Annotated in this window: 16 protein-coding genes and 1 riboswitch; of the genes, 12 read left to right on the top strand and 4 right to left on the bottom strand. The window is 60.9% G+C overall.

The window, feature by feature from the left end; genetic code table 11:
* Positions 1-524 precede the first annotated feature (524 nt).
* The 3 genes from sucC (at position 525) to sucD (ending at position 3,218) form a co-directional block, all read left to right on the top strand.
* Positions 525-1,709, top strand: a complete 1,185-nt coding sequence (sucC, locus tag OH491_RS22440) for an ADP-forming succinate--CoA ligase subunit beta (RefSeq protein WP_068768956.1) — start codon at positions 525-527, stop codon at positions 1,707-1,709.
* A gap of 38 nt (positions 1,710-1,747) precedes the next feature.
* Positions 1,748-2,128, top strand: a complete 381-nt coding sequence (locus OH491_RS22435) for a VOC family protein (protein WP_068768957.1) — start codon at positions 1,748-1,750, stop codon at positions 2,126-2,128.
* A gap of 166 nt (positions 2,129-2,294) precedes the next feature.
* Positions 2,295-3,218 carry a succinate--CoA ligase subunit alpha gene (sucD, locus tag OH491_RS22430; RefSeq protein WP_068768958.1) on the top strand — a complete coding sequence of 308 codons (924 nt, stop codon included), beginning with the start codon at positions 2,295-2,297 and terminating at the stop codon, positions 3,216-3,218.
* 298 nt (positions 3,219-3,516) lie between these two features.
* Here sucD and OH491_RS22425 read toward each other — a convergent pair whose 3' ends face one another.
* Positions 3,517-6,291 carry an exo-alpha-sialidase gene (locus tag OH491_RS22425; RefSeq protein ID WP_068768959.1) on the bottom strand — a complete coding sequence of 925 codons (2,775 nt, stop codon included), beginning with the start codon at positions 6,289-6,291 and terminating at the stop codon, positions 3,517-3,519.
* Positions 6,292-6,594: 303 nt separating this feature from the next.
* Here OH491_RS22425 and OH491_RS22420 point away from each other — a divergent pair, with 303 nt between their 5' ends.
* From OH491_RS22420 to OH491_RS22385, 8 genes are all read left to right on the top strand, one after another.
* Positions 6,595-7,809, top strand: a complete 1,215-nt coding sequence (locus tag OH491_RS22420) for a sialidase family protein (RefSeq protein ID WP_068768960.1) — start codon at positions 6,595-6,597, stop codon at positions 7,807-7,809.
* Positions 7,810-7,947: 138 nt separating this feature from the next.
* Positions 7,948-8,703, top strand: coding sequence for a polysaccharide deacetylase family protein (locus OH491_RS22415; RefSeq protein ID WP_334319056.1), 756 nt, complete (start codon positions 7,948-7,950; stop codon positions 8,701-8,703).
* Between the two features lie 172 nt (positions 8,704-8,875).
* Complete coding sequence (locus tag OH491_RS22410; RefSeq protein ID WP_342751100.1) at positions 8,876-9,931, top strand: Gfo/Idh/MocA family oxidoreductase; 1,056 nt, start codon at positions 8,876-8,878, stop codon at positions 9,929-9,931.
* 307 nt (positions 9,932-10,238) lie between these two features.
* Complete coding sequence (locus OH491_RS22405) at positions 10,239-11,321, top strand: GntR family transcriptional regulator (RefSeq protein WP_084441854.1); 1,083 nt, start codon at positions 10,239-10,241, stop codon at positions 11,319-11,321.
* A gap of 188 nt (positions 11,322-11,509) precedes the next feature.
* On the top strand, positions 11,510-13,750 hold the full coding sequence (locus tag OH491_RS22400) for a TonB-dependent siderophore receptor (RefSeq protein WP_068768963.1): 2,241 nt from the start codon (positions 11,510-11,512) through the stop codon (positions 13,748-13,750).
* A gap of 47 nt (positions 13,751-13,797) precedes the next feature.
* Positions 13,798-17,796, top strand: a complete 3,999-nt coding sequence (locus OH491_RS22395) for an autotransporter domain-containing protein (RefSeq protein WP_334319057.1) — start codon at positions 13,798-13,800, stop codon at positions 17,794-17,796.
* 93 nt (positions 17,797-17,889) lie between these two features.
* The gene (locus OH491_RS22390; protein WP_068768965.1) at positions 17,890-19,029 is read left to right on the top strand and encodes a sialidase family protein; all 1,140 of its coding nucleotides are present in this window, start codon (positions 17,890-17,892) and stop codon (positions 19,027-19,029) included.
* A 124-nt stretch (positions 19,030-19,153) separates the two neighbouring features.
* A complete protein-coding gene (locus OH491_RS22385; protein WP_145928701.1) occupies positions 19,154-20,500 on the top strand; it encodes a Gfo/Idh/MocA family oxidoreductase in 1,347 nt (448 codons plus the stop codon).
* Between the two features lie 143 nt (positions 20,501-20,643).
* Here OH491_RS22385 and thiD read toward each other — a convergent pair whose 3' ends face one another.
* Genes thiD through thiM form a run of 3 tightly spaced genes read right to left on the bottom strand, consistent with a single transcriptional unit; the run spans position 20,644 to position 22,987 of the window.
* Positions 20,644-21,480: a bifunctional hydroxymethylpyrimidine kinase/phosphomethylpyrimidine kinase gene (thiD, locus tag OH491_RS22380; protein ID WP_068768966.1), complete on the bottom strand. Its 837-nt coding sequence runs from the start codon at positions 21,478-21,480 to the stop codon at positions 20,644-20,646.
* Positions 21,477-22,124 carry a thiamine phosphate synthase gene (gene thiE, locus OH491_RS22375; protein WP_068768967.1) on the bottom strand — a complete coding sequence of 216 codons (648 nt, stop codon included), beginning with the start codon at positions 22,122-22,124 and terminating at the stop codon, positions 21,477-21,479. Before thiE ends, thiD begins: the two co-directional genes overlap by 4 nt.
* A 17-nt stretch (positions 22,125-22,141) precedes the next feature.
* Complete coding sequence (thiM, locus tag OH491_RS22370; protein ID WP_145928579.1) at positions 22,142-22,987, bottom strand: hydroxyethylthiazole kinase; 846 nt, start codon at positions 22,985-22,987, stop codon at positions 22,142-22,144.
* An 84-nt stretch (positions 22,988-23,071) separates the two neighbouring features.
* Positions 23,072-23,171: riboswitch (TPP riboswitch) on the bottom strand.
* A gap of 173 nt (positions 23,172-23,344) precedes the next feature.
* Between thiM and OH491_RS22365 the strand changes: the two genes are divergently transcribed.
* Complete coding sequence (locus tag OH491_RS22365) at positions 23,345-25,864, top strand: hypothetical protein (RefSeq protein ID WP_068768968.1); 2,520 nt, start codon at positions 23,345-23,347, stop codon at positions 25,862-25,864.
* The last annotated feature ends 848 nt before the right edge of the window (positions 25,865-26,712 follow it).

The raw sequence follows: 26,712 nt of genomic DNA, 5'->3' as shown, positions 1-26,712 counted from the left end.
GGTCGATTCACGCACGCGCTGGTTTCGGGCTTTTTGATAAAAGCACGTCGTGTGCCATGTCCGCTCAACCCATCGCATTGTGCGCAAAAAACAGAATGCCCCGGCAGAAACCCTGCAATAATATCCCTCCCCGCGCAGGAGCGATTCCGGCGAGACCGCCCTCCTCATTGTATTGCGGACCACGCTACCGGCGGCGCACTTGAGCGTTTCCAAACCCGCGGCAAATATCCGCTACGCGCATATGACCGGCGGCGCCACCAGCCCCGCTACTTTGCAAGAACATGCCCCCTTATACTGCTTCGCCCTCGGGGATTGTATCACCGCGGCCCGTCTTTATGGCACATCATCCGCTCCCTCGCCGGCAGTTCCTTTCCAAATTATGCGTTCCCTGCATTTTGAACAGTCAGAAATACAATTCTTACAGTCAACATTAGCAAGGAACCACTCTAAATCACGGTTTTCATCGCATTTTTGACGTGCCACCTTTTGCCCTTCGTGGCAGAAACTTCGTTTTTCCTATTCCCATGAACATCCACGAGTATCAAGCCAAAGCTCTCTTCGAGAAATACGGCATCGCCATCCCGAAAGGCGCTCCCGCAAAATCCGCCGCCGAATTCGACGCCGCCATCGCCCAAATCCCTGACGGCGTGTGCGTTGTCAAATCGCAGATCCACGCCGGCGGGCGCGGCAAAGGCACCTTCACCGACGGTTTCCAAGGCGGCGTGAAGGTCTGCAAGGGCGGCAAGGCCGAGGCGAAGGAGATCGCGGCCAAGATGCTCGGCAACACCCTCGTCACCAAGCAGACCGGCCCCGCCGGACGCAAGGTGCAGACGATTTATTTCACCGAGGCCAACCAGATCAAAAAGGAATACTACCTCGCCATTCTCCTCGACCGCGCCTCCTCCCGCCCCGTCATCGTCGCCTCCACCGAGGGCGGCATGGAAATCGAAAAAGTCGCCGAGGAAACCCCCGAAAAAATCTTCAAAATCTTCATCGACCCCGGCTACGGCCTCGCCGACTTCCAGGCCCGCGAACTCGTTTTCAAGCTCGGCCTCAATCCCGCCGAGCAGAAAAACGCCATCAAGCTCCTCCGCGCCCTCTACACCATGTTCTGGGAAACGGACGCCTCAATGATCGAAATCAACCCCCTCATCACCCAGCCCGACGGCGCCGTCCTCGCGCTCGACGCCAAAGTCTCCCTCGACGACAACGCCCTCTACCGCCACCCCGACCTCGTCGCCCTCCGCGACCTCAACGAGGAGGACCCCAAGGAAATCGAGGCATCCAAGGCCAACCTCTCCTACATCGCGCTCGACGGCAACATCGCCTGCCTCGTCAACGGCGCCGGTCTCGCCATGTCCACCATGGACATCATCAAGCACTACGGAGGCAACCCCGCCAACTTCCTCGACGTCGGCGGCGGCGCCTCCAAGGAGCAGGTCATGGCCGCCTTCAAGATCATCCTCACCGACCCGAACGTGAAGGGCATTCTCGTCAACATCTTCGGCGGCATCATGGATTGCGACGTCATCGCGCACGGCGTGGTCGCCGCCGCCAAGGAAATCGGCCTCGGACTCCCGCTCGTCGTCCGTCTCGAAGGCAACAACGCCGCCGCCGGCAAGAAGACGCTCGCCGACTCCGGCCTCAAGCTCGTCTCCGGCGACAGCATGGCCGACGCCGCCCAGAAAATCGTCAAGCTCGTCGCCTGACCGAAAACGCCGCCGTCCACCGTCAACGCCACACCGTCATGCTGAAAGTCAAGGACATCGCCTTCACCGGCACACCCGTCACCGACATCGCAAAAGCCCGGGCCTTCTATGAAGGCGTGCTCGGCCTCGTGCCCGCCCACGTCTTCCAGTTCGAAGGCAGGCACTGGATCGAATACGACATCGGCCCCGCCAAAGGCACCCTCGCCATCACCGACGGCAATCCCGAGTGGAAACCCTCCGCCGCGGGCACTGCCCTCGCGCTCGAAGTCGAGGACTTTGACGCCGCCGTTGCCCACCTCCGGGCGAACCAGGTCGCATTCCTGGGCGAACCCGGCGAGACCCCCGTCTGCCGCATGGCGCACATCTCCGATCCCGACGGCAACACCATCACCATTCACAAGTGCAAACACGTTAAATAGCGTCCCCATCTTTCCTCTTTCTCTTTATTCTTTATCTTTCTCTTCATGCGGGAAAGGACGCAGGGAGAAAGATAAAGAATAAAGAGAAAGAGGAAAGAATGAGACGGACGGACTTATATAAAAACTCTCCACTTAAACTTAAACTTTCAACTTAAACCATAAAATCATGTCTATTCTCATCACACCCGAGACCAAAATCCTCGTGCAAGGCATCACCGGCGCCTTCGGGGCCAAGCACGCCCAACTCTCCCTCGACTACGGCACGCAAGTCGTCGCCGGCGTCACCCCCGGCAAAGGCGGCCAGTTCTTCGAGCACGCCGGCCACAAGGTGCCCATCTTCAACACCGTGGCCGAGGCCGCCAAGGCCACTGGCGCGACCGTCTCCTGCATCTTCGTCCCGCCGCCTTTCGCCGCGGACGCCATCCTCGAATGCGTCGATGCCGGCCTCGACCTCGCCGTCGCCATCACCGAAGGCATTCCGATCAAGGACATGGTGCGCGTGAAACACGCCATGCGCGGCGCGAAGACCCGCCTCGTCGGCCCGAACTGTCCCGGCCTCGTCACCCCCGGCGCCGGTGAAGGCTCGAAAGGCGGCTGCCGCATCGGCATCGCCCCCGGCTACATCAACAAAAAAGGCCATGTCGGCGTCGTCTCCCGCTCCGGCACCCTCACCTACGAGGCGGTTTATCAGCTCACGGTCAAAAACATCGGCCAGAGCACGACCGTCGGCATCGGCGGCGACCCGGTCAACGGCACCTCGCACCTCGACGTGGTCAAGCTCTTCGCCGCCGACCCCGACACCCACGGCATCATCATGATCGGCGAAATCGGCGGCAACGCCGAGGTCGAGGCCGCCCGCTGGCTCAAGGCCAACTGCAAAAAACCCGTGGCCGGCTTCATCGCGGGCGCGACCGCCCCCGCCGGCCGCCGCATGGGCCACGCCGGCGCGATCGTCGGCGGCGCCGAGGACACCGCGGCCGCGAAGATCAAGGCTTTCAAGGAATGCGGCATCGAGGTCGCCGAGACCCCCAGCGACATGGCCGACGCCCTCATCCGCGCCGCCAAGGCCAGGGGCGTCACCCTGAGCTGATATATAATTATAAATCCAATTCCGCCCAAGCCGGGTCGCGCCAACCGCGCACCCGGCTTTTTTATAGAGCATTTTTCGTTTATTCTGTCGCAAATAAACAGCGCCCCGTAGGGCTCGACCTTGCATCGCGCCGCGATTTTTCCAGCGCGCAACGCGACTCCTCCATCCCGGCTCGACACAAGGTCGAGCCCTACATGCGACAAAATAAACGAAAAATGCTATAAAAGGCCCAAACCCTAAATGGCCGTCATGGCGCCACACCGGCTCGAAAGCCGTTTGATACCATTTCCCAATGAAATCACCCTTTTTCTGGAGGGCCGAGCTCCTGCGAGGCCGTCGTGGTTATACGCGACGTTTTTCCGCGACGGCCTCGCAGGAGCTCGGCCCTCCAGAAGTGTGAATTCCGTTCGGAATTGGTTTGAGGCACGGATGGCGGCTTAATGACGATTGCGTCGTCCGAGTGCCCGGCGACACGGCGGAGCACCAGCATGATGCCCAGCCCGGCAATAAAACAGGCTCCCGCCGCTCCGCCGCCACCGCCCTGGCCCGCATTGCCGCTCCCGTCGCCATCACCTCCGCCATCGTCCCCGCCGCCGTCTATGGACACGGCGAAGCGCACCGCAGACGCCCCCGTGGAATTGGAGGCGGTGACTTTATATGCGCCCGCGTCATTTTGCCTGGCGGAGGCGATCTGGTAAATCGCCGGGGTGGCGCTCGCAAGAAACGAACCGTTTTTCTCCCAACGATAAACCGCGGCAGGCGAGGCCCATGCCGTCGCATCAAACGTGGCGCTCCCGCCAAATGCCACGCTGCGATTTTCGGGCGGATTGGCGATGACCGGATTGGCCCTCAATTCGCGCACAGTGTTGTCGCCCGCATCGATGACACGGAGTTTCCCGTCGCCGAAGGTATCGATCGCAATTCCCGCCGGCTGATTCAGCCGGGTCGCATCCGGCCCGGAAGAGGGGTCGTCTGCGCCAATCAACGTGACCACCCGCCGCGTAACCGGATCGACGCCGCGGATGGCGCCGTTTCCGGTGTCGGCCACATAGAGGAGTCCTGCCGCGTCGACCGCGAGCGACTCGGGGGTGTGAAAACTCGCCGCACCTCCGGTCCCGTCTGCCCCGCCGGCCGTATTCCGCGAGCCGGCAAGGGTGGAAACCTCCGCGCCCTGGCCGACGGCAACCTCGATTTTTCGAATGCAATTATTCCCGCTGTCGGCCACGTAAAGGATATGCAGGTCATCCCGGCTGGCTGGACTGACCGCCACATCGGTCGGCATGTCGAATTTCGCGGCGGCGCCGGAGCCATCGGTAAATCCGCGCGAGGCGCCGGCCAGCGGCTGGACGACGCGGGGAGCGGAAGGCGGTATGGCCACGATGGCATGGCCGCCTGTGTTTGCGACGTAGATTGTCCCGTCAGGCGCGACGGCAACGCCTCCGGGGGCGTTGAGCCCCTGGCTGACGACGGTGGACAGCGCGCCGGTTGCAAGATTGACCTGCTTGAGGGCGTTGTTCCCCGAGTCGACGATAAGGAAAACCGAACCATCACCATTGGTGGCGACAGCGGCAGGCGCATTCAGGCCCGCCAGATATAGCGAGTCGTTCCCATTCCGGTCGATCTTGCGAATGCTGTTGTTGCCGGTGTCGGCTATATAAAGATTGCCCTCCCGGTCAAACACTCCGCCCGTGGGATGGGACAACGGCGAAAGCACGGGAATCGGCTCAAGGCTGGCGCTGTTTTTTATATAAAGGAGAAGCGTGCCGCCGCCGGCAAACGTCCCCTGCCTGGCGGAAACCGCCACCTCGAATGTTCCCGCCTCCGTCGGCATTCCCGAGATGAGCCCGGTCGCCGGGTCAATGGTCAGGCCGGCGGGCAACCCATCCGCGCCATAGGACGTGGGGGCATTGGAAGCGGTTACCTGGTGGCTGAACATCTCGCCGATGGCGCCGGAAGCGGATGACGCGCTGGTGATGATCGGCGCGTTTATCCTGAACGAGGAAAACACAATTTTGTCGTCATAACGCCCGCTGCCGGCTTCGAACAGCACGCACAGGATTCCGTCCGCGAGTATGGCCATGTCCGAATAAGCCGAGGGTCCGCTCCAGAGCTGCCGCTGCTTCTGCCAGGTGACGCATCCGTCCGTGCTGGTCCAAAGCGAGATGTCCCGCCGGGCGGTCTTGTCCGTTCGGCTGCCGGCCCGCACCGGAGCGCCGGCATAAAAGTGAACCGACTTGCCCTCGTTCCCAAGCTGGTAGCCGATGACCGAGGCCTGGCAGACCGGCTCGGGCATCGAGGCATCAATCTGGATGGGGTTCCAGCTTTCGCCGCCGTTGTCACTGATCGCATACGCGCGATTCCCGGGACTGCGGAGATTGTTGCGGATGGTCAGGAAAATGCGCCCATCGTCCAACTCGGCCGCCATGCACTCGCCGCCATCGGGAAAAGTGTCGGCCTGCGCTCCCCCGGTTTGCCGTTCGGTGGCCTGCCCCATTATCCAATGCCGGCCATGGTCGTCGCTGTAAACGGCCACACTTTTGCTGCCGGCGGTGTGAGTGTCCGTTGCATGCTGGTTGGCATAAATGGGGACAAGCAGCCGGCCGGCATGCGCGCCTCGTCTGAGTTGGATGCCATGCCCCGGGCCGCTGTATATGGCGCCGTATTGCTCGGGGCGCTTGAGCGTGGCGGTGAGATTGGATGGCGCCGCCCAAGTCAATCCGGCGTCGGAAGTCGAGGTGGCCCAGATCTCGCGGTTATCCACGCAGAAGAACAGCCAGATCACACCGGTCTCACGGTCAAGGACCGGCGCCGGATTGCCGACGGTCCGTCCGCCAATCCCGTGGATCACCGACACGGCGGACCATGTCTTTCCGGCGTCCTGGCTGCGGCGCGACACCAGCCGGGTTTCCGCATCGTCGGCGATGGCATCAACGCGCCCCTCGGAAATCGCGAGCAATGTCCTGCCCTCGCGGTCGGCGACCAGTGCCGGAATCTTGAATATTGTATAACCATGCGTCGCCTTCTCCCAAATCACGACCGCGTCTTGCTGCGCGGCCAGGTTTTGCCCGGGCAAATCCGCCCCCGCTGATTGCCCGGGCAAAACCGAAATGAGAACAATAATAATAAAACAGGAGGACAGACAATGGGGAATTTTCATACGACTGCTTGTTTGGAAAAAACGGAGCCCCTGCCTTGCGGGAACCCGGATCATCGGATAGTGTAAGCGCCCCCGCATGGGGCAATGTCCGCGGGATGGTCTAATTACAAAACCACCCTCGGGCCTTTGACATTGAAATTTCCGGCTCCATCCGTAATTTTTGCGTTTCGGTCAGGATACCCTCGAAGCCCCACAATTTTGATTGTAATCGTTTCTGCCATGAACACCCGTTTCGGATTCATCCGCCTTCAGTCGATGCTGTTGGCGACCATTCTTTCCCCTGTTATTCTGGCGGTTCCGCGTGATGGCGCCGACAAGGCGCCCGGTGCCTTGTTCTCCCACGAGGAACTCCGGGCGCGATTAGCCTATTCGGTTGTTTCCGCGCGCAGTAAAGACTCGCCGGGAAGCGTTTCCGCCTCTTTGGCCGAGTTGCAGGACGGCTCCATTTTCATCGTCTGGCATAAGTTCAGGCCGGGCGGCAGGCATGCCACCGACTTCGGTCTCGCCGATATCGCATGCAAAACCTCCCGGGATGGCGGGAAAACTTGGACGGGCGAGCGCATCCTCTTTGAACCCGCGCCGGGTGACATCAATATACAAGCGCCCGCTGTTTGCGCGCTCCCAAATGGGGATCTGCTCATCGCCGCACTCCGGGCGCATGCGAAAAACAGCACCTCCATGTGCCTGTTCCGCTCCCGGGATGGCGGTCTCACATGGGAAGACAAAGGCACGATATGGGAGCGCAGTTCCGGGCAGTGGCTCCAAGGCGGCACCCCTGGCATCGTCCGCCTCTCCACCGGACGCCTCGTGCTTCCCTTCCACTTCGGGAAAGGCGATCAGGGTTCGCAGTCCAACCAAAATGCTGTCGGCTGTTACCTGAGCGATGACGACGGCCTTTCATGGCGCCGGGCATCCGGTGACATCACGCTCCCCATGCGGGGCGCGATGGAGGCATCGGTGTGCGAAATGGCCAATGGCCGCCTCCTCGTATCCCTGCGCACGCAACTCGGCAGCCCGTTTCTGGCCGAAAGCGCCGATGGAGGGGAGACATGGTCGAAAACATGGAGCTCGGGACTCACTGGTCCAGAATCATCCACCTGCCTCCGCCGCATCCCCGGCACGCAAACACTTATTCTTGTCTGGAACGATTGTGAATATTACGAGCCCCGTCCGATGCACTCCCACTTTGGACAGCGCAGCCCGCTCACGCTCGCAATCTCGCAGGACAACGGACGCACCTGGAGGCGGGTCGGCGATATCGAATCCAACCCTGCCTGCGCGTTTACCAACCTAAACTGCATCTTCACACGAGCAGGAGACGCTGTCATCACTTACAGCACTTGGTCGCCCCCGTTTGACCGGGTGAACATGACCCGTGCCGACCAGTGTGCCGTCGTGATTCCCAAGGCTTTCTTTTCCGAATTGACCGACTGACGCCCCATCTGGACTAATTTTCAGACCAGACCTCCAGACTTTCAGTTTTCAGGGACACGTGGCATCTTTCCCACTATCGCGTTTTCCCTCCCCTCCTTTGAAATGCATCTGAAATTACCGCCATTTTTTTTAATCCTTTTGAGCTGCCTGTTTTTGCAAGGCCACAGCCATGCCGAACCGGCCGTCCGGGCATCGCTGCCAAAACCCGGTATTGTTCTTACTTTCGATGATTCGATCAATATCGAACTCTGGGTGAAACAAATCCCTTTGTTTGAGAAATATGGCGCCAAGGTCACATTTTTTATCGAAAAACCTGATCAATTGAACGCTGCGCAGACAAAAGGACTTCAGCAGCTTAAAAAAGCAGGACATGAAATCGGTTGTCACGGCTATCGCCATATCAAGGCGCTTGATGCAATCGAAAACCAAGGAGGCGATCATTATCTGAAAATCGAAATCGATCCCGCAGTCGCGAAACTGGAATCGCTTGGGTTTCCCCCGGCTTCGTTCGCTTATCCGATGAGCAATAATAACCAGAACAGCGATGCATTGATACGAAAATATTTTCATCATGCCCGCACCGGCACCCGTCCTGGTCATGGCAAGACGCTGGCAGAATCCGATGAGTTTTTCACCCCAATCAATACAACTGCGAAGAAATTCTGCCTCCCCGCGCGAAGCCTCGATCGATCTACCGAGGAACGCCTGCAAAAAGAAATATTCCCCGCACTGGAACGCATCAAAACCCGCGATGAAGTGATCGTTTTTTATGATCACGCCATCATCTCTGAAACCAGCCGGAAGAATCATATCCGCCCGGAAATACTTGAGTTGATCCTGGTCAAGGTGAAGGAAATGGATCTCGCATTTTATAGGATGGACGACCTACCCTGAGTGCCATCCCCAAGCCTGGCCATTGAAGGGCGCTTGAAATTCATTTAAAATACCCGCCATGACTCTCCAATTAAATCGCCGCAATTTCCTTGCCACCGGAGCCGCAGGCGCATCCGCGCTTGCGCTCAACGCCCTCGGACTGAAGGGAGCCGCCGTCCAGACAGCCGACGGCATGAACTATGCCCCGAAAGGCAAACCGAGTCCTGTCGTAAAACCTGGGGAATTTGCCTTTGCCGCCACGCATCTCGATCACGGACACATCAACGGCATGTGCAACGCGCTCACCGAAGCCGGAGCTGACCTGAAATGGGTCTATGATCCCGATCCCAAGCGTGTCGCTTCCTTTCAGAGGCGATTCCCCCAGGCAAAGGCGGCACGCTCCTTGGATGAAATACTCAGCCAGCCGGATATCAAGCTCGTCGCGGCAGCCGCCGTCCCCAATCTGCGCGGCCCGCTCGGCTGCTGCGTCATGGAGGCGGGCAAAGATTATTTTACGGACAAGACGCCGTTCACGACCATGGCGCAACTTGAGGAAGCCCGCGCTGTCGTGGCGAAAACGGGGCGCAAATACATGGTTTATTACAGCGAGCGGCTGCACGTCGAGGCCGCGATGTTTGCCGGCGAGCTGGTTCATGGCGGAGCCATTGGCCGCATCATTCAGGTACTCGGCCTCGGACCGCATCGCCTGACCAAGGAAAAGCGCCCGACATGGTTTTTTGAGCACGAAAAATACGGCGGCATCCTCTGCGATATCGGCAGCCACCAGTTCGAGCAATTCTTATATTACAGCGGTGCGACTGATGCCTCGGTAATCGAGGCATCAGTCGGCAACTTCGCCAATCCCGACACCCCCGAGCTTGAGGACTTTGGACAGGCCACGCTCATGGGCGACAACGGAGCGACAAATTATATCCGCGTTGATTGGTTCACACCCGACGGCCTCGGCACCTGGGGTGATGGCCGCACTGTGATACTGGGGACAAAAGGCTATATAGAACTGAGAAAATACGCGGACATCGCCCGGGAAAAATCGGGCAATCATGTCTATCTCGTCGATGAAAAAGGCGAGCACCACATGGAGGTGACGGGGAAAGTAGGTTTTCCTTTCTTTGGACAACTGATTCTTGATTGCCTGAACCGCACTGAAAATGCCATGACCCAAACGCATGCTTTCAAGGCGGCTGAGCTTTGTTTGCGCGCGCAGTCCGAGGCGCGCAGACTGGCATAATTTATCACATAAGATAATTATAATCATGTCCTTACCCCCCGACGCTCTCGCGCCATCGGACAGATACAAGGCATACGCTATTTTTGCGTAGCTCTAAGTAATACAAGGCATCCCATTGTGATCCCGAGGGCGTGTCCATCGGGCACTCTTCCCCCGCAGGTAGAAAACTGCGGAGATCTTGCTTATGGCGGCCATGGCGGACACGGATCCGAAGAATCCCTTCCCCTAAATCCAAAACCTTTTCCTGCCATTGGATAAGGGCTGGCGAAGAGCTGCAGCGAATGGACAAAGGAGCTCGCCGCTCTCCATGAATAATATCATCCCTCAACGTCTTCCACTGGCGGCGCAAACCGCGGACGTTATTCGGGATGGCATCATGTCCGGCCGCTGGTTGTCCACTCTTCCCGGCGAGCGTCAACTCAGCACCTCGTTGCAGGTGAGCCGCTCCACGTTGCGGACCGCGCTGGCAATGCTGGCAAAGGAAAAACTTATCCGTATCGAAAAAGGACTGGCCAGCAAAATAACATTATCCAAGCGAGAACACCCTTTGCACACCAAGGAATGGCGGGTGGCCTGCATTCTTCCAAGCCCGCTTTGGCAGCAACGCAACTTCCTGACGCTTTGGCTGGATATGGCAAGGGACCGCCTGCAAAAAATGGGTGCGCGTCTCGATCTCCATGAAAGTCCGCGCTATTATCAAAAAGACGGGGCCAAGGCGCTTGAGGAACTCACACACCGGCATCCTCGCGAATGCTGGTTGCCGGTGCGGAGCACGCATATCATGCAAAGCTGGTTTCAGCAGTCAGGATTGCCCGTAATTCTGGCAGGGTCGATATTTGACGGTATTGCCATTCCCTCGCTTGACTATGATCATTGGAAAGTAGGACGGCACGCCGCCGGCATGCTGTTAAGTCGCGGGCATCGACGCATAGCGATGATCTGCGGAATCCCCAACAACGCCGGTGTCATCGCATGCGAGGCGGGGTTCCGGGAAATATTAACAAGACACGGAGATGTCGATTATGCCGTCGAATACCACGAAGAGACGGTCGAAAGCATCTGCCGGGTGGTGGACAGGCTGTTTGCCCGTGCCAAACGGCCGACCGCGCTTTTCCTTATGCCGTCAAAAGATTGGGTAACTGCCAGTGGGCACCTGGCGCAGCGGGGATTCCTGGTGCCACGCGATGTCTCGGTGATACTTGCCCAGCACGAACCATATCTGGCGCAATGCGTCCCCGAACCCGCCCGTTACATCACATCAGCCAACGTATTTGCCAAGCATCTCGTGCGTATGCTCCAGCAAATGAGAGAACACACGCTTCCACCGCACATAAAGAAACGCCTGCTGCCGGATTTTCTAGAAGGACGGAGCCTGAAGAGCATCAACTGACACAAGGCATCATGAAGCATCTCCAATAAATATTATATAACCGAAAACATCAGCGCGCCAGGCCCTGTCTGTTTATTAGACCACACCTTTGAATTTGATGCCTGCCGTCCGGCATTGATTGGATGGGTCCCGTTTCCTCGCCGATTTTATCCCGCCCTTTCCTTCCCCAGCTACTCTCAATAATTCATATGAATACCTCCATCCTGACGATGTGCTCGTTCTTGAATGCCTTGAAATTGCTCTGCATACTGACGCTTGTTTTTCCGGCGTTTGTCCAGGCCCAGTCCCGGCTCACTTCAGAAACCGCCGGGAATGCGCAGCCCTCATCCGCCGATGAAGTCATCCAGATGAGCGTGTTTGATGTCACTTCCGACAGGGATGTCGGCTATCTCTCGACAAATTCCGAGAGCGCCACGCGCCTGAATGTCCCCATAAGCGACATCCCCCAAAGCATCCTCGTTTTCAACCAGGAATTTCTGGATGATTTGCTGGCCGAGTCGTTTGACGATTTCGTCATGTATGATCCTTCCGTGCAGACGGTGAGCGAGGACGACAGTTTCAACATGCGCGGCATCGGCAGCGGTTCGACAGACCAGGTCGGCAGCTATTACAATGGATTTCCGATGGAGGCGGGGTATGGCAAACAAATGCTGGTCACGACTGAACGCGCCGAAATCCTGAAGGGACCCAACGCCGTGCTTTACGGGGCCGGCGCGTTTGGCGGCACCATGAATCTCGTGTCCAAGAAAGCCATGTTCAAAACCGCCACCCGTATGAACATGACCTATGATTCCAACGGCTATTTTCTCTCGAAAATCGATTTCAACACCCCGGTCATAAAACGGCGCCTGGCCTTCAGGCTGAATGCCTTGTGGGCCAACGGCGAGGATGCGCGTAGCAACACCAAAAGCGCCTGGGCCATCGCCCCCACGTTCACTTGGCAGATCGCCCACCGCACCGTGCTGATCGCCGAATACACGCATCAGGTCCAAGAAAGCGTCGCCAATGTCGGCTTCCCCGTGCTTGGCGGAAATCCCTTCGCCATGCAAATGGCCAATGGCTCGTGGCGTGCCGTCGATCCCCGCCGCCGCCTGAACGATGCCGACGACCTTCGTGAAAATACCCGCGACGTGATTTACGCGGATTTCCGCCACGAGTTTTCCAACCACCTGATGTTCCGGTCCATGTTCGGTTACGAATTCAAAAATGCCTACCAAAACGAGGTTTACCCCTCATCCGGGTTCACCAACCTCGACAGGACCAGCGATCCCACGACCGTGTGGCTGTCCCCCATCTACCGTTTCTACGATTACGACTATAAGAATGTCCGCACGCGCAACGAATTGGTGGCGAAAATCAATACCTGGGGGCTGAAGCATCAAATCATCGGCGGCTGGAGCTGGGACCGGCAGGAGCGGCGCTCCTACCGGCGCGAATCCACTGCGGGCGAGTATCCCAAGATCGACCTTTTCAATCACGAGCCGCGCCCCGTGCCGGAGGAATATAAAAACCGCTCGAAGCTGAAAAACGCGAACCCCAACTCTCTGCAAACGATGTATCTTCCGGCCTACTACATCAACGACCTCATTTCCATGTTCGAGGAGCGGTTCTTCATCCAGACCGGCTTTAAATACATCGACAACCGGCGCAACACGATAAACATGCGCTACAATCCTGTCCGCACCGATTTTGTCGAGGAAGAGTCCACCACGCACAGCCTCGGCCTTGTATATCATTTCACCCGCGACAAGGCGTGGACCCTGTATCTGAACAACAACACCACTTATTCGCCCAATTTCACCCTGGCTCGTGACGGCAGCATGTTGAAGTCGCGGGAGGGGGACCAGTATGAAGGCGGGATAAAGTATGTGTATAAGGACAAGTTCTCGGCCATGTTCAGCGCCTACAGCATCCAGATAAAAAACGAGCCGGAGCTGGTGGATGGCGATGATACGGATTATTATATAACGACGGACGGAATCCGCAGCCGGGGGGTGGAATTCATCGCCCATTGGAACGTCACGCCCGTGTGGCAGATTTACGGCGGCTATGCCTACACCCATTGCATAGACAAGAGGACAGGTGACCGGCGCTACAACGTGCCGCTGCACGGCGTCTCGCTGTTCACCCGCTACCAGTTGAAGCAGGGGCCGCTGAAGGGGCTTTCGTTCCGATTCGGCTACCAGTGGCGCGATTCCTCGATGTCCGGCGTAAACGCATCGTCTCCGGAGCCCGAGTGGCGCATCCCCACCTTTATCAACATCACCGCTGGCGCGTCCTACGAGATACGGATGAAGAAAAAGCGGTTCCAAATCTCGCTTCAGGTCAAAAACCTCACCGACCAATACAACATCAGCAACGCCCGAAACATTTACGTCCGCGTGGCCGATCCGCGCACGTGGATACTCGGCCTCGGCTCCCGTTTCTGATTTCACTGATCCGCATTTAAACCCATCAAAGGCAACTCCTCATGATTATGAAAACATCCCCGATTACTCCCGCTCGCGACATGATGTCGCAAATCCCCGGCGGACAATTCCGGTCCGCCGGTGTTATCAGCGGCGCGACCCTCGCCCTTCTCGCCCTGCTCACACCGTGTCAACTGGCCGCCGCCTCCGCCATCACTGTCGCCGACGGCGTCACGCTGGATGTGACGGGAAGCATCATCGCCAGCAACACGAACACAGCCAGTTCCGGCAAAGGCGGGGCGGTTCTGGTCAACACCGGAGGCACGCTTCTGGGTTCGAATTTTTTGTTTGAGGCCAATGCGACATCCAACGGGGCGGGCGGCGCGGTTTATAATTCGGCCGGGGGTATCGTCATGCTTTCGGGCGGTACCTTCACTGGCAACAAGGCCAGCTCAAACGCCTCCGCCGTGGCCAATTTGGGTGTATTCACTGGCTCCGATCTGCTCTTTACCAGCAATTCATCGGCTAATTATGGAACGGTATCCCATGAGGGGGGGAGCATGACGCTGATAAACAGCCGGTTTGAAAACAACAAGGCAACGCACGCGGGCGCGTTAAGCATCAATACCACGGGGGCGTTCACCGGCACAAACCTGACGTTTATTGGCAACATCGGCGCGCAATACGGCGGGGCCATATATAGCCAAAAGACGCTGACCGTCTTGCGCACTGGAACATTTCAAAACAACTCCGCGATATACGGAGGGGCGGTCACGGTCGGCTCGGGCACCTTCGAGGGCGCCGGCTTGGTTTTTATAAGCAACACGGACACCCAGGCCAGCTCGTCCAACCGCGATGGCGGCGCCATTTATGTGCGCCCATCAGCCGCGGTTAATCTTTCCGAAACCCAGTTCACCGGCAATTACTCCGTAGGCTTCGCCGGAGCGGTCGGCAATGAAAGCGCCTTTACCGGCACCAACATAATATTCACCAGCAACACCGCAGCCAAGACCGGCGGAGCCATCCAGCAATTCACCGGCACCGCCTCGCTGACTCTGTTCGTCACCACGGGCACCGCCATCAATTACACCGGCAACACCGCTGTCAGCGGCACCGGAGGTTTCCTGTATTCGGTCGCCGGCGCCCAAAGCATCTTCGACATCGCTTCCAGCGGCACGCTCACGATTGGGGCGGGCGGCACGGCGGACACAGGCATTGATTCCATCGCCAGCGCCGACAATACGGCGGCATTCACCAAGAAGGGCGGAGGCGACTTGGTGTTGAACTCGGACAACTCGCTGTGGAAGGGCACGATTGACATTCAGGCGGGGCGTTTGCTTCTCGGCCAGGCGGACGCGAAACTCAACGGGTTGTTTTCCATTGGCGCGGCCGCCGTTCTCGGCGGAGAGGGCGCCATCACCGATGGCGCGGGCGGCGTCATCGTGACCGCGACCGCCGGCGCCACCATCCAGGTCGGCGGCTTCAGCGACTCGGGCACACTCGTCATCGACGGCCAGCTTGTGCTCGCCAATGCCACCCTGTCCTACGTCGCGGTCAACGGCACCAGTTCCAAACTGCAGACGACCGCCATCAGTGCCTCGGGCCTGAATACGCTCAACATGCAGGGGTTCGCCACCGGCACCTATAATCTCGGCACGGTCTCGCTATATACAGGGCTCACCACCGGCGGCTCGCTCCAATACGCCCTTAACGGCGGAGTCGTCAGCGAAAGCGGCCGGTCAGGCGCCGCGCGGATCACCGACGGCACGGATTTCCTTCTCAGCGTCTGGACGGCCAAATCACAAGTGGTCAGATGGACGGGCTCCGGCGGCAATACCTGGAACACCTCCGCATCCAACTGGGAAAAGGCCACCGTTACGGAACAGGACATTTCCCAGTTTGCCTCCGGCGACATGGTGCAGTTCCCCGGCTCCGCGGCGGGCAGCCAGACCATCGATATTGCCGGAAGCGTCTCCGTCACCGGAATGACCGTTGACGGCACGAGCACCGTCACGTTCAACGGCGCGGGCGGCATCACGGGCAATGCCTATCAAACGGGTGTCGATGCCGAGGCTGCGGTCCAGGCCGGCACCGGCAAACTCATCAAAAACGGCACCGGCACGCTCTCATTTGCCAACACCGGCGGCAACGACTTCAAGGGCGGCATAGAAATCAACAGCGGCGTGCTTGCATTCACCCGGGGGGACCAGATTCAGGCCGGCGGATCGGCGATCATACTCAATGAATCGGGCACACTGCGAGCCGCCGCCAGCACACAATTCTCCACAAAGGTCGTCATTGAAAGCGGCAAGTCCTCCACGATCGACACCGGCAGTCACCTCCTTGAACAGACCGGCGGCAGCGCGACGGACAACATCTCCGGCGGCACGCTGGTGAAAATCGGCAGCGGCACGCTGGCCCTCTCCAAAGAAAACGCCCAGGCCGGAACCCGGCTCGCAGCGGGCACCCTGCTGCTTCAGCACAACCGGGCGCTCGGCGCCAATCAACTCACCATCGCCGCCAATGACACCACGCTCGCCGTCGGCGGCGGTTTGGAAATAGAAAACGCCATCGACGCCGGGGCCAATAATTTCACCGTCACCAACGTGGGGGCCGCTGCCACGCTCAGGGGGCGCATCACCAGCACCACCGGAGTGCTCACGGCCGCGGGCAACGGCCTGGTCTTCTCAGGCAGCAACTCGCTCGCCGGCTTCAATATCGCCTCCGGGGCCAATGTCACGGCGGGCGGCATCCATGCGCTCGGAGGCGCCGCCTCCGCGGTGTCTGTGAGGTCGGGCGGCACGCTGAATGTCGGCATCCCCGGCACCCAGGCCGGAAGCCTTGAGCTCGATGGCGGCACCATTGTCTTCACGGGCTTCACCCCAACCGGCACTCCCCTGCTCACCGTGACCGGTTCGGTGACCGCCAAGAACGGCGCGATCATCGCGCTCGGCGGCGACCTGCCGTCCGATACCTACACCCTCATCGAGACGCCGGTCTTTGGCGGCGGCGACTATACGTTCGACGCCGGCCCCAACACCGACACCATCCTCAATTATTCCAACGGGCAACTCACCGTCTCGACCATCGGCCAGGAAATAAACCCCGGCAAGGACATCACCGCCACCTTCAATGCCATCGGAGCCTCGATGAACGCCGTCTATTCGCGCATCAGCGAAAGTTTCCTCATGCCCATGCTGGACCGCAGGGAAGTGGACCCGCTCAGCACCATCTGGATCAAGGCGGTCGGCACCTTCGCCGATTATAATGGCGACGCCGGCAAGGTCGGTTTCAAGGACGAAACCTATGGAATGGTCGCCGGCTATGACACGCTTGTCTCCGACCATCTCCTGCTGGGCGCCTACTTCGGCTATGGCAACACGACCATCAACACCGACAACGACGCCCGCACGGATGCCAACATCCCGCAAGGCGGCATTTATGGCGTGGCGCGCCTCGGCAAATTCTACTTCGCGGCCGACGCCATGATCGGAACATCGAAGGCCGACACGGACCGCCTCGACGGCACCAGACGCATCAAGGGATCCTACCGCGCGCTCGCCACGGGGGCCTCCGCCGAGATCGGCGTCATGCTCGCCTCATGGGAACGCGGCGCGATCAAGCCCGCCGTTTCGCTTCATTATATGAACTTCGACTTTTCCGAGCACCGGGAGGACGGAGCCGGACTGGCCACGCCCGCAGAGGACAATCCCAACGGCGCCCTGATCATCGACGACTTCAGCGCCGACCGCCTGCAAAGCCTCGTGCGCCTGCAGGCCACGCACGGCTTCACCACCCCGCGCGGCCAGGAAGGCGTGTTCGACCTGTTTTTCGGCTGGAAATACAATTTGACCGACGATGTTCCCAAAATCGCCGGATATTATGCGAGCGACTCCACCCGTTTTCTTGTGGAGGGCGACAAATACTCCGAGAGCGCCATCATGATCGGCCTCGGCCTGCGTGTCGCCGTCACGTTGAACGCGACGATCGGTCTTTCCTACGATTATGAAATGTCCCGTGATTACGATCGCCACACGGTCAACGCAAATGTGCGCTGGATGTGGTAAACATCCGGCACTCCCGGGCCATGCCTGTTTTTCCCGGAGCCGGCATGCACCCGCCGGCTAACGACAAATAAACCACATCCATTCCCACAAGCCATGAACACGCACTTGTTTCGCTCCCTGATCGCCCTCTGCCTTGTCGCATTCATAGCCGGCAGCCTTGACGCGGCTCCGAAATTTCAGGCACTAGGCACTCCTCAAAAACTATTCGAGAAGGGCACGGACGGCTATTTTATCTATAAAATACCATGCATGGTGACAACCAGGGATGGCAAACATACGCTGGCCATCGCGGAGGGACGCATAGGCAGCGCCGCGGACCAAGCCACCACGAACATCCTCATGCGCCGCAGTTCGGACAACGGTGTCACCTGGTCCAAGCCGCAGTTGATCCACGCCGCCGGCGAAAAGACCGTGGGGAATCCCTGCGTCGTGCTCGACGGGGAGACCGGAGCGATCTGGCTCTTCTTTTGCGTGCAAAACCATGAAGTCTGGGCCACCTCGAGCAATGACAACGGCGGCACGTGGGGCACGCCCGCAAACCTCTCATCCACCCTCCGGGACGAGCGTCACGGCAAGTTCTACGCCACCGGCCCCGGCCGCGGCATTCAACTGACCAAGGGGAAATATAAAGGCCGCCTCCTCATTCCCGCCTACGCCGCGATCAAGGCGGACGACCGTTTTCCCGGCGGCAGCAAAAGCTTCGCAATCTATAGCGATGACCACGGCAAGACTTGGACAGCCGGCAAAACCACCGAGGCTGAAACGGCCGGCGGACCCGATGGAAACGAATGCATGATCACCGAGTTGAACGATGGGCGGCTCTATATGACCATCCGCAACAACATGAACACGCAAGGCCGCGGTTATGCCCTCAGCGAAGACGGGGGCGAAAGCTGGAGCGTCGTGCATATTGACCGCCGACTGCCAGAGCCTGTCAACCAAGTCAGCATCATTCCCTATCCTCTTAAAAGCGGAAAATTCATACAAATCTACGTGAGCCCTTCCGGCATCGCCAAAGGCCGGAAAGACAAATCCGCGCGCCGCGATCTCACGCTCTGGATCAGCGAGGACGACTGCGCGACGTGGAAAAAGACGTCCATGGTCCAGCGGGGTCCGTCCGCTTATTCCGACATGGCTATTTTCGGCGACGGCACCCTGGGAATATTCTACGAGGCCGGCCCCACCCGCTTTGATGACGCACTTTATATCCGCCGTTATAAAATCACGGAATGATATGGAGACCTGTCACGAAGGGCTCTCTCATTCGTCATCGCGTGGGAATCATGCTGGATGCATCCCCATTCGAAAATGAATGATACCCGTGTTTTTCTCCGGACAAAAACTCCATATACATAAGATCATGAACCGCCGTTCCTTCATCCAAAATCTCGCCCTCGCCGGCATCGCCACCGGCGCAGCCAGCCTTTCGCCAAGGCTTTTCGCCCGCACGCCCGGCGCCAACAGCCGCATACGCGTCGGGCTCGTCGGTTTTGCCGACCGTGCCCGCGTCACGCTGATCCCCTGCTTCCAGCACCTCGCCGCCGGGCTCAACTGCGAGATTGTTGCCGTGTCCGACATATGGAACCGTCGTCGCGAGGAGGCCGTCGTCCATTTCAAAAAGAAATACAACCAGGACATCGTCGCCTATCGCAATAACGAGGAAATGTATGAAAAAGCCGGCCTTGATGCCGTGATCATCGCCACCGCGGATTTCCAGCATGCCTTCCATTGCATCGAGGCCGTGAAGGCGGGCTGCGACGCTTACGTTGAAAAACCTTTTGCCGAAACCATGGCCGACGCCCGCGACGCGCTCAAAACCGTCCGCGCAGGCGACCGCATCGTGCAAATCGGATCCCAGCGCCGCAGCGGCGCCAGTTATCATGCCGCCTATGATTATCTCAAAAGCGGCAGGTTCGGGGACATCGTTTTTGCCGAAATGAGCTGGAATGTGAACCAACCCGGCCGCTGGCGCCGTCCGAAACTTGTCGCCGAAATCCGGGAGCAGGACACCGATTGGAAACGATTCCTTTGCAACCGCCCCGATGACAAATGGAATCCCCGGAAATACCTCGAATACCGCCTGTTCTGGCCCTATTCCTCCGGCATCCCCGGCCAGTGGATGTGCCACCAGATCGACACCGTGCACTGGTTCACCGGGCTGACCCACCCGCGCAGCGTCAGCGCAAACGGCGGCATCTACATGTGGAAGGACGGCCGGTCAAACTTCGACACGATGACCTCGGTCTTCGACTACGGCCCGCCCGACGACATGAGCAAGGGTTTCCAGGTTCTATATACATCGCGATTCAGCAACTCGGCCGGCGACATCAAGGAAATATATTATTCCAACGGCGGCGAACTGAATCTCGACACCAATAAAATATCGTCCAATGGCGGCCTTGAACCCCAGCGCGCCGCCGCCATGAACATAAAGCCGAACCTCCTCGCCCCGGAATCACTCGGCGGCGACGGCCCTGCCTCGACGGAGGCGAACACCGGCATGGATACGATGACACTTGCCCACATGCGCAACTGGATGGAATGCCTGCGTTCACGCAAGGAGCCCAACGCGCCGGTGGAGGCGGGTTATCAACATTCCATCGCCTCCATCATGGCCAACGCCGCCGCCCGCACCGGAGAGCGCGTCACCTTCGATCCCCATACCCAGGAAGTCATGGCCGGAGGCAAAGTCTTCCATCTCTAGGCATCTCAAATAATATCATAACCGGAGTAGTCGGACGAAAATAGTCTGGCGATGTAACCCATTAGGTTACATCGCATCGGCTGCAATCTTGCCGCCGGCCGTCATATCTTCGGTGGCGGCGTGGATGCGACGGCGGGAATTTGTCAGCCGCCAGGGTGGGCGTCCGCCTTCCATTGCCTCCAGAAATGCTGCACCGGGCCGTGGCCGCGGCCGACGCTCAATTCATCCGCCGCAGCCAGCGCACCCATCAGGTAATCCCTCGCGTCGCGGATGGCCTCGCGCACGCCGGGCCGCTGTGGCAGCAGCGCGGCAATCGCCGCCGACAGGGTGCAGCCGGTGCCGTGCGTGTTTTTCGTGGCAATGCGCGGCGAGCGAAGTTCGAGCTGTCCCGTGCCGTCGTCGATCACATCCACGCACTCCGCGCCCGGCAGATGCCCGCCCTTCACCATCACGATCCGCGGGCCGAGCGCGCGCAGCCGCCGCGCGGCCTCGCGCATCCGGGCCACGTCGCGAACCGCTTCGCCGCCAAGCAACACTTCCGCCTCCGGCAGGTTGGGCGTCAGCACTTCCGCCAGCGGCAGCACCTCGTCGCGCAATGCCGCCACCGCGTCCTCCGCGAGCAGATGATGCCCGCTCTTCGCCACCATCACCGGGTCCACCACCAGCCGCGTCACACCGTGATGACGCAGCCGCGCGGCGACCGCCCGCGTGATCTCCACCGTGCCCAGCATGCCCAGCTTCACCGCGTCGATGCGCACGTCGGCGAACAGCGTGTCGATCTGCCGCTCGATAAAATCAACCGGCACCGCGTGCACGCCGGTGACGCCAGTCGTGTTTTGCGCCGTGAGCGCGGCCACCACGCCCGTGCCATAAGCGCCGAGGGCGGAAAATGTCTTCAAGTCCGCCAGCACGCCCGCGCCGCCCGAGGGATCGACGCCCGCGATCGTGAGCACGTTGGGAATGCGCGGCGTGTTTTTCATGCTTTGCCTTTGGCCTTTCCTTGCGCCGCGCGCAACGCCCGCGCCGCCTCGCCCGCGTCGTCCGCATAGGACAAGGCCGACACCACCGCGATGCCCGTCACGCCCGCGGCGTAAACCGCCGCGGCGCGCTCGATGGTGATTCCGCCGATGCCCACGCACGGCACCGGGGCGCGCGCCGCCAGCGCGGCCAGCCCGTCCACACCGATATCGGGCGGCGCGTTGCGCTTTGACTGCGTGGGAAACACCGGCCCGATGCCGATGTAATCCACCACCGTCGCATCGACCGCGCCCACCTGTTCGAGGTTCGAGGTCGAGAGCCCGAGTATCTTTTCCTTGCCGATCAAACGGCGCACCACCTCCGCGGGCAGGTCGCCCTGCCCCACGTGGACGCCGTCCGCGTCGAGCGCGAGCGCGAGATCGACGTGGTCGTTGACGATGAGCGGCACACCCGGACGCCGCAGCAGATCGCGCAGGGCGAGGCCGGTTTCGTAGAGTTCGCGCTTGGAGCCGCCGTCCGTGCGGAATTGTACCACGGTCACGCCGCCCGCGACCGCTGCCTCGACCGAGGCAAGCAACCCGCGGCGATAAACCGACGCGATGTCGGTCACCATATACAGGGAATAATCAATGGCTTTCATGGTCATAAAAAATGAGAAAGATGTCAGGCAATCCGCGCGCGCTGCCGCAGTATTTCGCCGTCGATGCGGCTGAGTTCATCGAGCAAGGCCACGCGGAAACTCCCCGGATGCGCCGCGCGCGCGGCGGCGATCTCGCCCGCCACCGCCATGACCGCAGCCGTCGCCAGCGCCGCCTCCAGCCGGTCCTCGCACACCGCGGCAAACGCCGCCGCGAGCGCGCCCTGAGCGCAGCCCACGCCCGTGACGCGCGTCATCAACGCGTGGCCGTTCGCGCACGACCGCACCCGCGCGCCATCCGTCGCGTAGTCAACCGCGCCGGTCACCAGCACCACCGCGCCGGTGCGCGCGGTCAGCTCCCCCGCCGCGTCGAGCGCCTCCTCCGCGCTGTCCCCGCTGTCGGCGCCGCGTCCCCGGCTCGCGCGCCCGCAGAGCCCGATGATCTCCGACGCGTTGCCGCGGATCAACGCCGGTCGGTGCGCAATGATTTCGCGGGCGAAACGCGTGCGCACTCCCAGCGCGCCGACCGCCACCGGATCGAGCACCCACGGTTTGCCGGCGCGTTGATACGCCGGGATCGCCCGCCGCATCGCCTCCATCTGCACGTCGTCGAGCGTGCCGAGATTCACCAGCAGCGCATCCGCCATCGTCGCGAACTCCTGCGCTTCCTCCGCGTGTTCGACCATCGCGGGCGACGCCCCCACGGCGAGCAAGACATTGGCGGTGATGTCCTTCACGACCTCGTTGGTCATGCAATGCGTGAGTGGGCAGCGCGCGCGCAAACGCTCCAAGGCGAGCACGACATCCTCGATCGGAGAAGGGCTGTTGTTGCTGGCGGCGCCGGTGTTGGCGGTTGTGATGGTCGTCTTCATAAAATCAATCCAACCGGCCGATCCCCGGCTCCGGACTCGCCGCTCGTGATTGGTTTCTTCCGGACTCCCCTCAAGCTCTCGAAACAAAACCAACCGTGACGATTCCTTCGCCGGTATTAGCCGGATCAGGTTCGACGGGTTTGATCTCAGCTCCCCGGGAAGGAGAGCACCCCGTGTCACAAGACCGGACAACCATTGCCGCCCCGGGCGGGGAGTCAAGCGCGGGCTCCGCTTCGTGTTTTAATCTGCGGGCATCGGGAGCGCATTATGCGGGCATCGGGAGCGCATTAATATCTTGAACCAACAAACGTCATACGAGTCTGGACAACTTCGACGGATTGCCACCCATTCTACGCCATGCGCCTTTTCCGCACCGCCTTCCGCCTCATTTGCCTTTTCACCATAATCCTGCCTCCCGCGCTCTCCTTCGCCCAAACGTTCTCGCGCATCCTTCCCGTCGATTTCTATCGCGACACCGACAGCCGCGACCTGAAGGGACTCGCAACGCGCTCCGACGGGCGTCTCGTCGCCGGCCCCGTGCTCAGCGATCTCGAAGGCCCCGCTTTCGCCGACCTCCTCTGGTGCCTCGAACCCACGCCCGATCCCGCCAAATGGCTCGTCGGCACCGGGCCGGATGGAAAAATCTTCGAGCTCACCCTCGATTTGGACTCCGCGCCCAAACCTCAACTCAAAACCGCGACGCTCTTCGCCACGCTCCCCGACTCCCCGCAGGTCTTCGCGCTCCGCCGCCTCCCCGACGGCTCCGTCCTCGCCGCGACCTCGCCCAACGGGCGCCTCGTCCTCCTCGCCCCCGACGGCACGCTCGCCGCGCTTGCCACGCTCCCGGCCGATTCGCTTCTCGATCTCCTCGTCGTTCCCTCCACCGCCACGCCCGCCGCCGGCCCCCGCGGCCCGCTTGCCGGCCTCGCCGCGCTCGTCGCCACGGGAAATCCCGGCCGCGTTTACGAAATCGACCTCCCCACCTTCGCGGCCTCCGGCACCGACGACAAAAAACTGGCCGACGAAACCGCCCTCGCGACCCGCGGCATCCGTCAACTCGCCGCCATCCGCGACCGCAACGCCCGCCGCCTCGCCCTCCTCGACGACGGCACCCTTGTCATCGGTTCCGCCCCCAAGGGCAACCTCTACACCGTCGCCCGTTCCGGCGGCGCTCCCGTCATCCTTCAGGAAAACCGCAACGCCGAAGTCACCGCGCTCCTTCCCCAATCGGGCGGCGGCTTCCACGCCGCCATCGTCTTCGGCTCCGGCCAGTCCGCCAACCGCATCACATCCAGCCGCCCCTCGCGCACCGATGCGCCCTCCGGCGGCGCGCGTGCCGCCACACCTCGTCCTCCCGCGCCCCCGCCTCCGGAAAATCCCGATGCCCCCGACGGCGACAATCAACCCGATGAGCCGCCCGACTCCTCCCGGGACCGCGATGCCGATGCATCCCGCCCGCGCCCCTCTTCCGAAAGCGAACGGGACGCCGCTCCCGCTTCCACCGGGCGTTTCCCCGGTCGCAGCGTCATCGTTTGGTTCCCGCCCGACGGCTTTCCCGAAACCCTCGTCGCACGCGGCAACCTCGCCTTCTACGCCGTCGCCCGGCGCGGCGCCGTCCTGGTCATTGCCGGCGGCGAGCAAGGCGACATCCTCGCCCACGACATCCCCGCGCGCCTCGGCCTCACCTACCCCGGCAGCAGCTCCGCCCAGATAAACCAAATCGTCCCGCTCGCCCGCCCCGGACAAACTCCCGCCGAAGCCGCGGCCGACGACGCCACGCCCCGCCGTTTCCTGCTCCTCCGCAACAACGCCCCGGGCCTCGCGCTTCTCGACTTCGACACCGCCGGACCCCGCGAAGCCACCACCCGCCGCCTCGATCTCGGTTCGCCAGCCACGCTCGGCGCCCTCCGCCTCGATCATCCCCGCGCCCTGGCGCCATCCGGAATCCAAGTCGAATTCCGCGCCAGTCAAGCCGGCGACGAAACCGAAGGCTGGGGCCCCTGGACCGCCGCCGCCCTCCGTCCCGACGACGACGGCTACGCGACCGACACGCCGCTGCGCGGCCGCCATTTCCAAATCCACCTGCGCGCGCCGGCCTCCGCCGCCGCCGCGCAAATCGACCGCGCCACGCTCCATTATCTTCCCGAAAACCGCCGCCCCACGCTCACCGATTTCCAGATTGCGCCCCCGAATTTTGCCCTGCTTCCGCCCGAGTCCGCATCTGGCGGCACGCCTCCCTCCACGCTCGGGCGTTTGCTCTCCGGCCCCGAACGCGACCGCGACACCGACCGCCGCCGCGCCACCCCGCGCGGCACCCCCGTGTTTCCCCAGCCGGGCATGCGCATCATCACCTGGACGCTCTCCGATCCCGACGGCGACAACCTCCGCTCCACGCTTTCACTCTGCGCCGAGGACTCCGGGGACTGGCAGGATCTCGCCGTCAACATCACCGACACGCACGCCCAATTCGACACCACGCGCCTCGCCGACGGCGTTTACCGAACCCGACTCGTCGTGACGGAGGACGCCCCCCGGCCCGCCGCCGACCGCCACACGGTCAGCTACGCGACCGACGACCTCGTCATCGACCATACCCCGCCCGAAATCACCGATGTGCGCGTCGCCCGCGATGCCGCCACGCTCACCATCTCCGTCGCCGGCCGGGACGCCCTCAGCCTGCTTCTCGGCGTGGAATACGTCTTCAACAACAACCAGAGCGCCGTCATCACCCAGCCCGACGACGGCATCCTCGACGGACGCATCGAAACTTTCACGCTCGGCATCCCCCTGGAAAAAGTGCTCGGGGCGACCACGGTCGAAGTCCGTCTCCACGATGCGAGCGGCAACAGCTCGACGCGCACCGTGCCCCTGCGCTAAGGCATGCGCCGGCCCGCCCCCCCTTGCGCCAGCCGGATGCAGTCCGAAGTGGCGTGCGATCCGCGAATGACGCGTGAGCGACTGGGAGCGCCGGCATCTTGCCGGCATTGGCGGCGCGAAGCGCCGCCGCACGGGCGGGACGCCCGTGCCACTCAGTCCGGCGACGCTTCGCGTCGTCTGCCGGCTGGAAGCCTGCGCAATCCTCATGAATAAGTCGCTAGTAATAGCGGACTTGTTTGATGGTTAATGGTTTATAACAGGAAGAGTGTGGCAGGTCGAGACAGGCATGGGAAGCAAAAAACAGCATTTCTGGCAACTTCCTGTCAACCTTTCGGAGGGGCTTGGACACCGGGCGCATCTCCTATTTGTATTCAAATAATGGATACAAATTTCCATTTACTGACAATGCGGGAATCCGTATGGTTGGTCGAGCCCCATTTTTGTCCCGGTATTTTTTAGGGGGCATAAGTGTTGTTGTACGTCGAAAGTGCGGATTTTTCATCGGTTGCCCTGCCGTCGATCGGGGGCTTTCCGGCAATGGGGAAAGGCGATTATCGCCATTGGAAAGCCTTTTGGGCTGTCCGGTGCGTGTGGTTTGCGGCTTTGGTGCGCGTGCGCCGGGTGGCGGCATCATTGCGGCGGGCGTTTTTTCGATTCCGTCAGGCGAACCGGTTTGTAGGGGGCGCGGCGTCGCATTCTTGGCGCGGAGCGCCCGCGCCGGTCGCGCCAGAGGCGTTTTGAGTTTGGACAGGCATATCCCCGGCGGTGGATTGCATGGACAAGCGGCGGGAAGAACCGGAAACACTGGCTTACAAAAAGCGGCGCGCAAGACGGGGGTTGGCAACGCC

The sequence above is a fragment of the Termitidicoccus mucosus genome (genome assembly GCF_038725785.1).
Lineage (GTDB): Bacteria > Verrucomicrobiota > Verrucomicrobiia > Opitutales > Opitutaceae > Termitidicoccus > Termitidicoccus mucosus.
The sequence above is the reverse complement of the archived record's forward strand: the minus strand, read 5'-3'. Positions and strand labels throughout refer to the sequence as shown.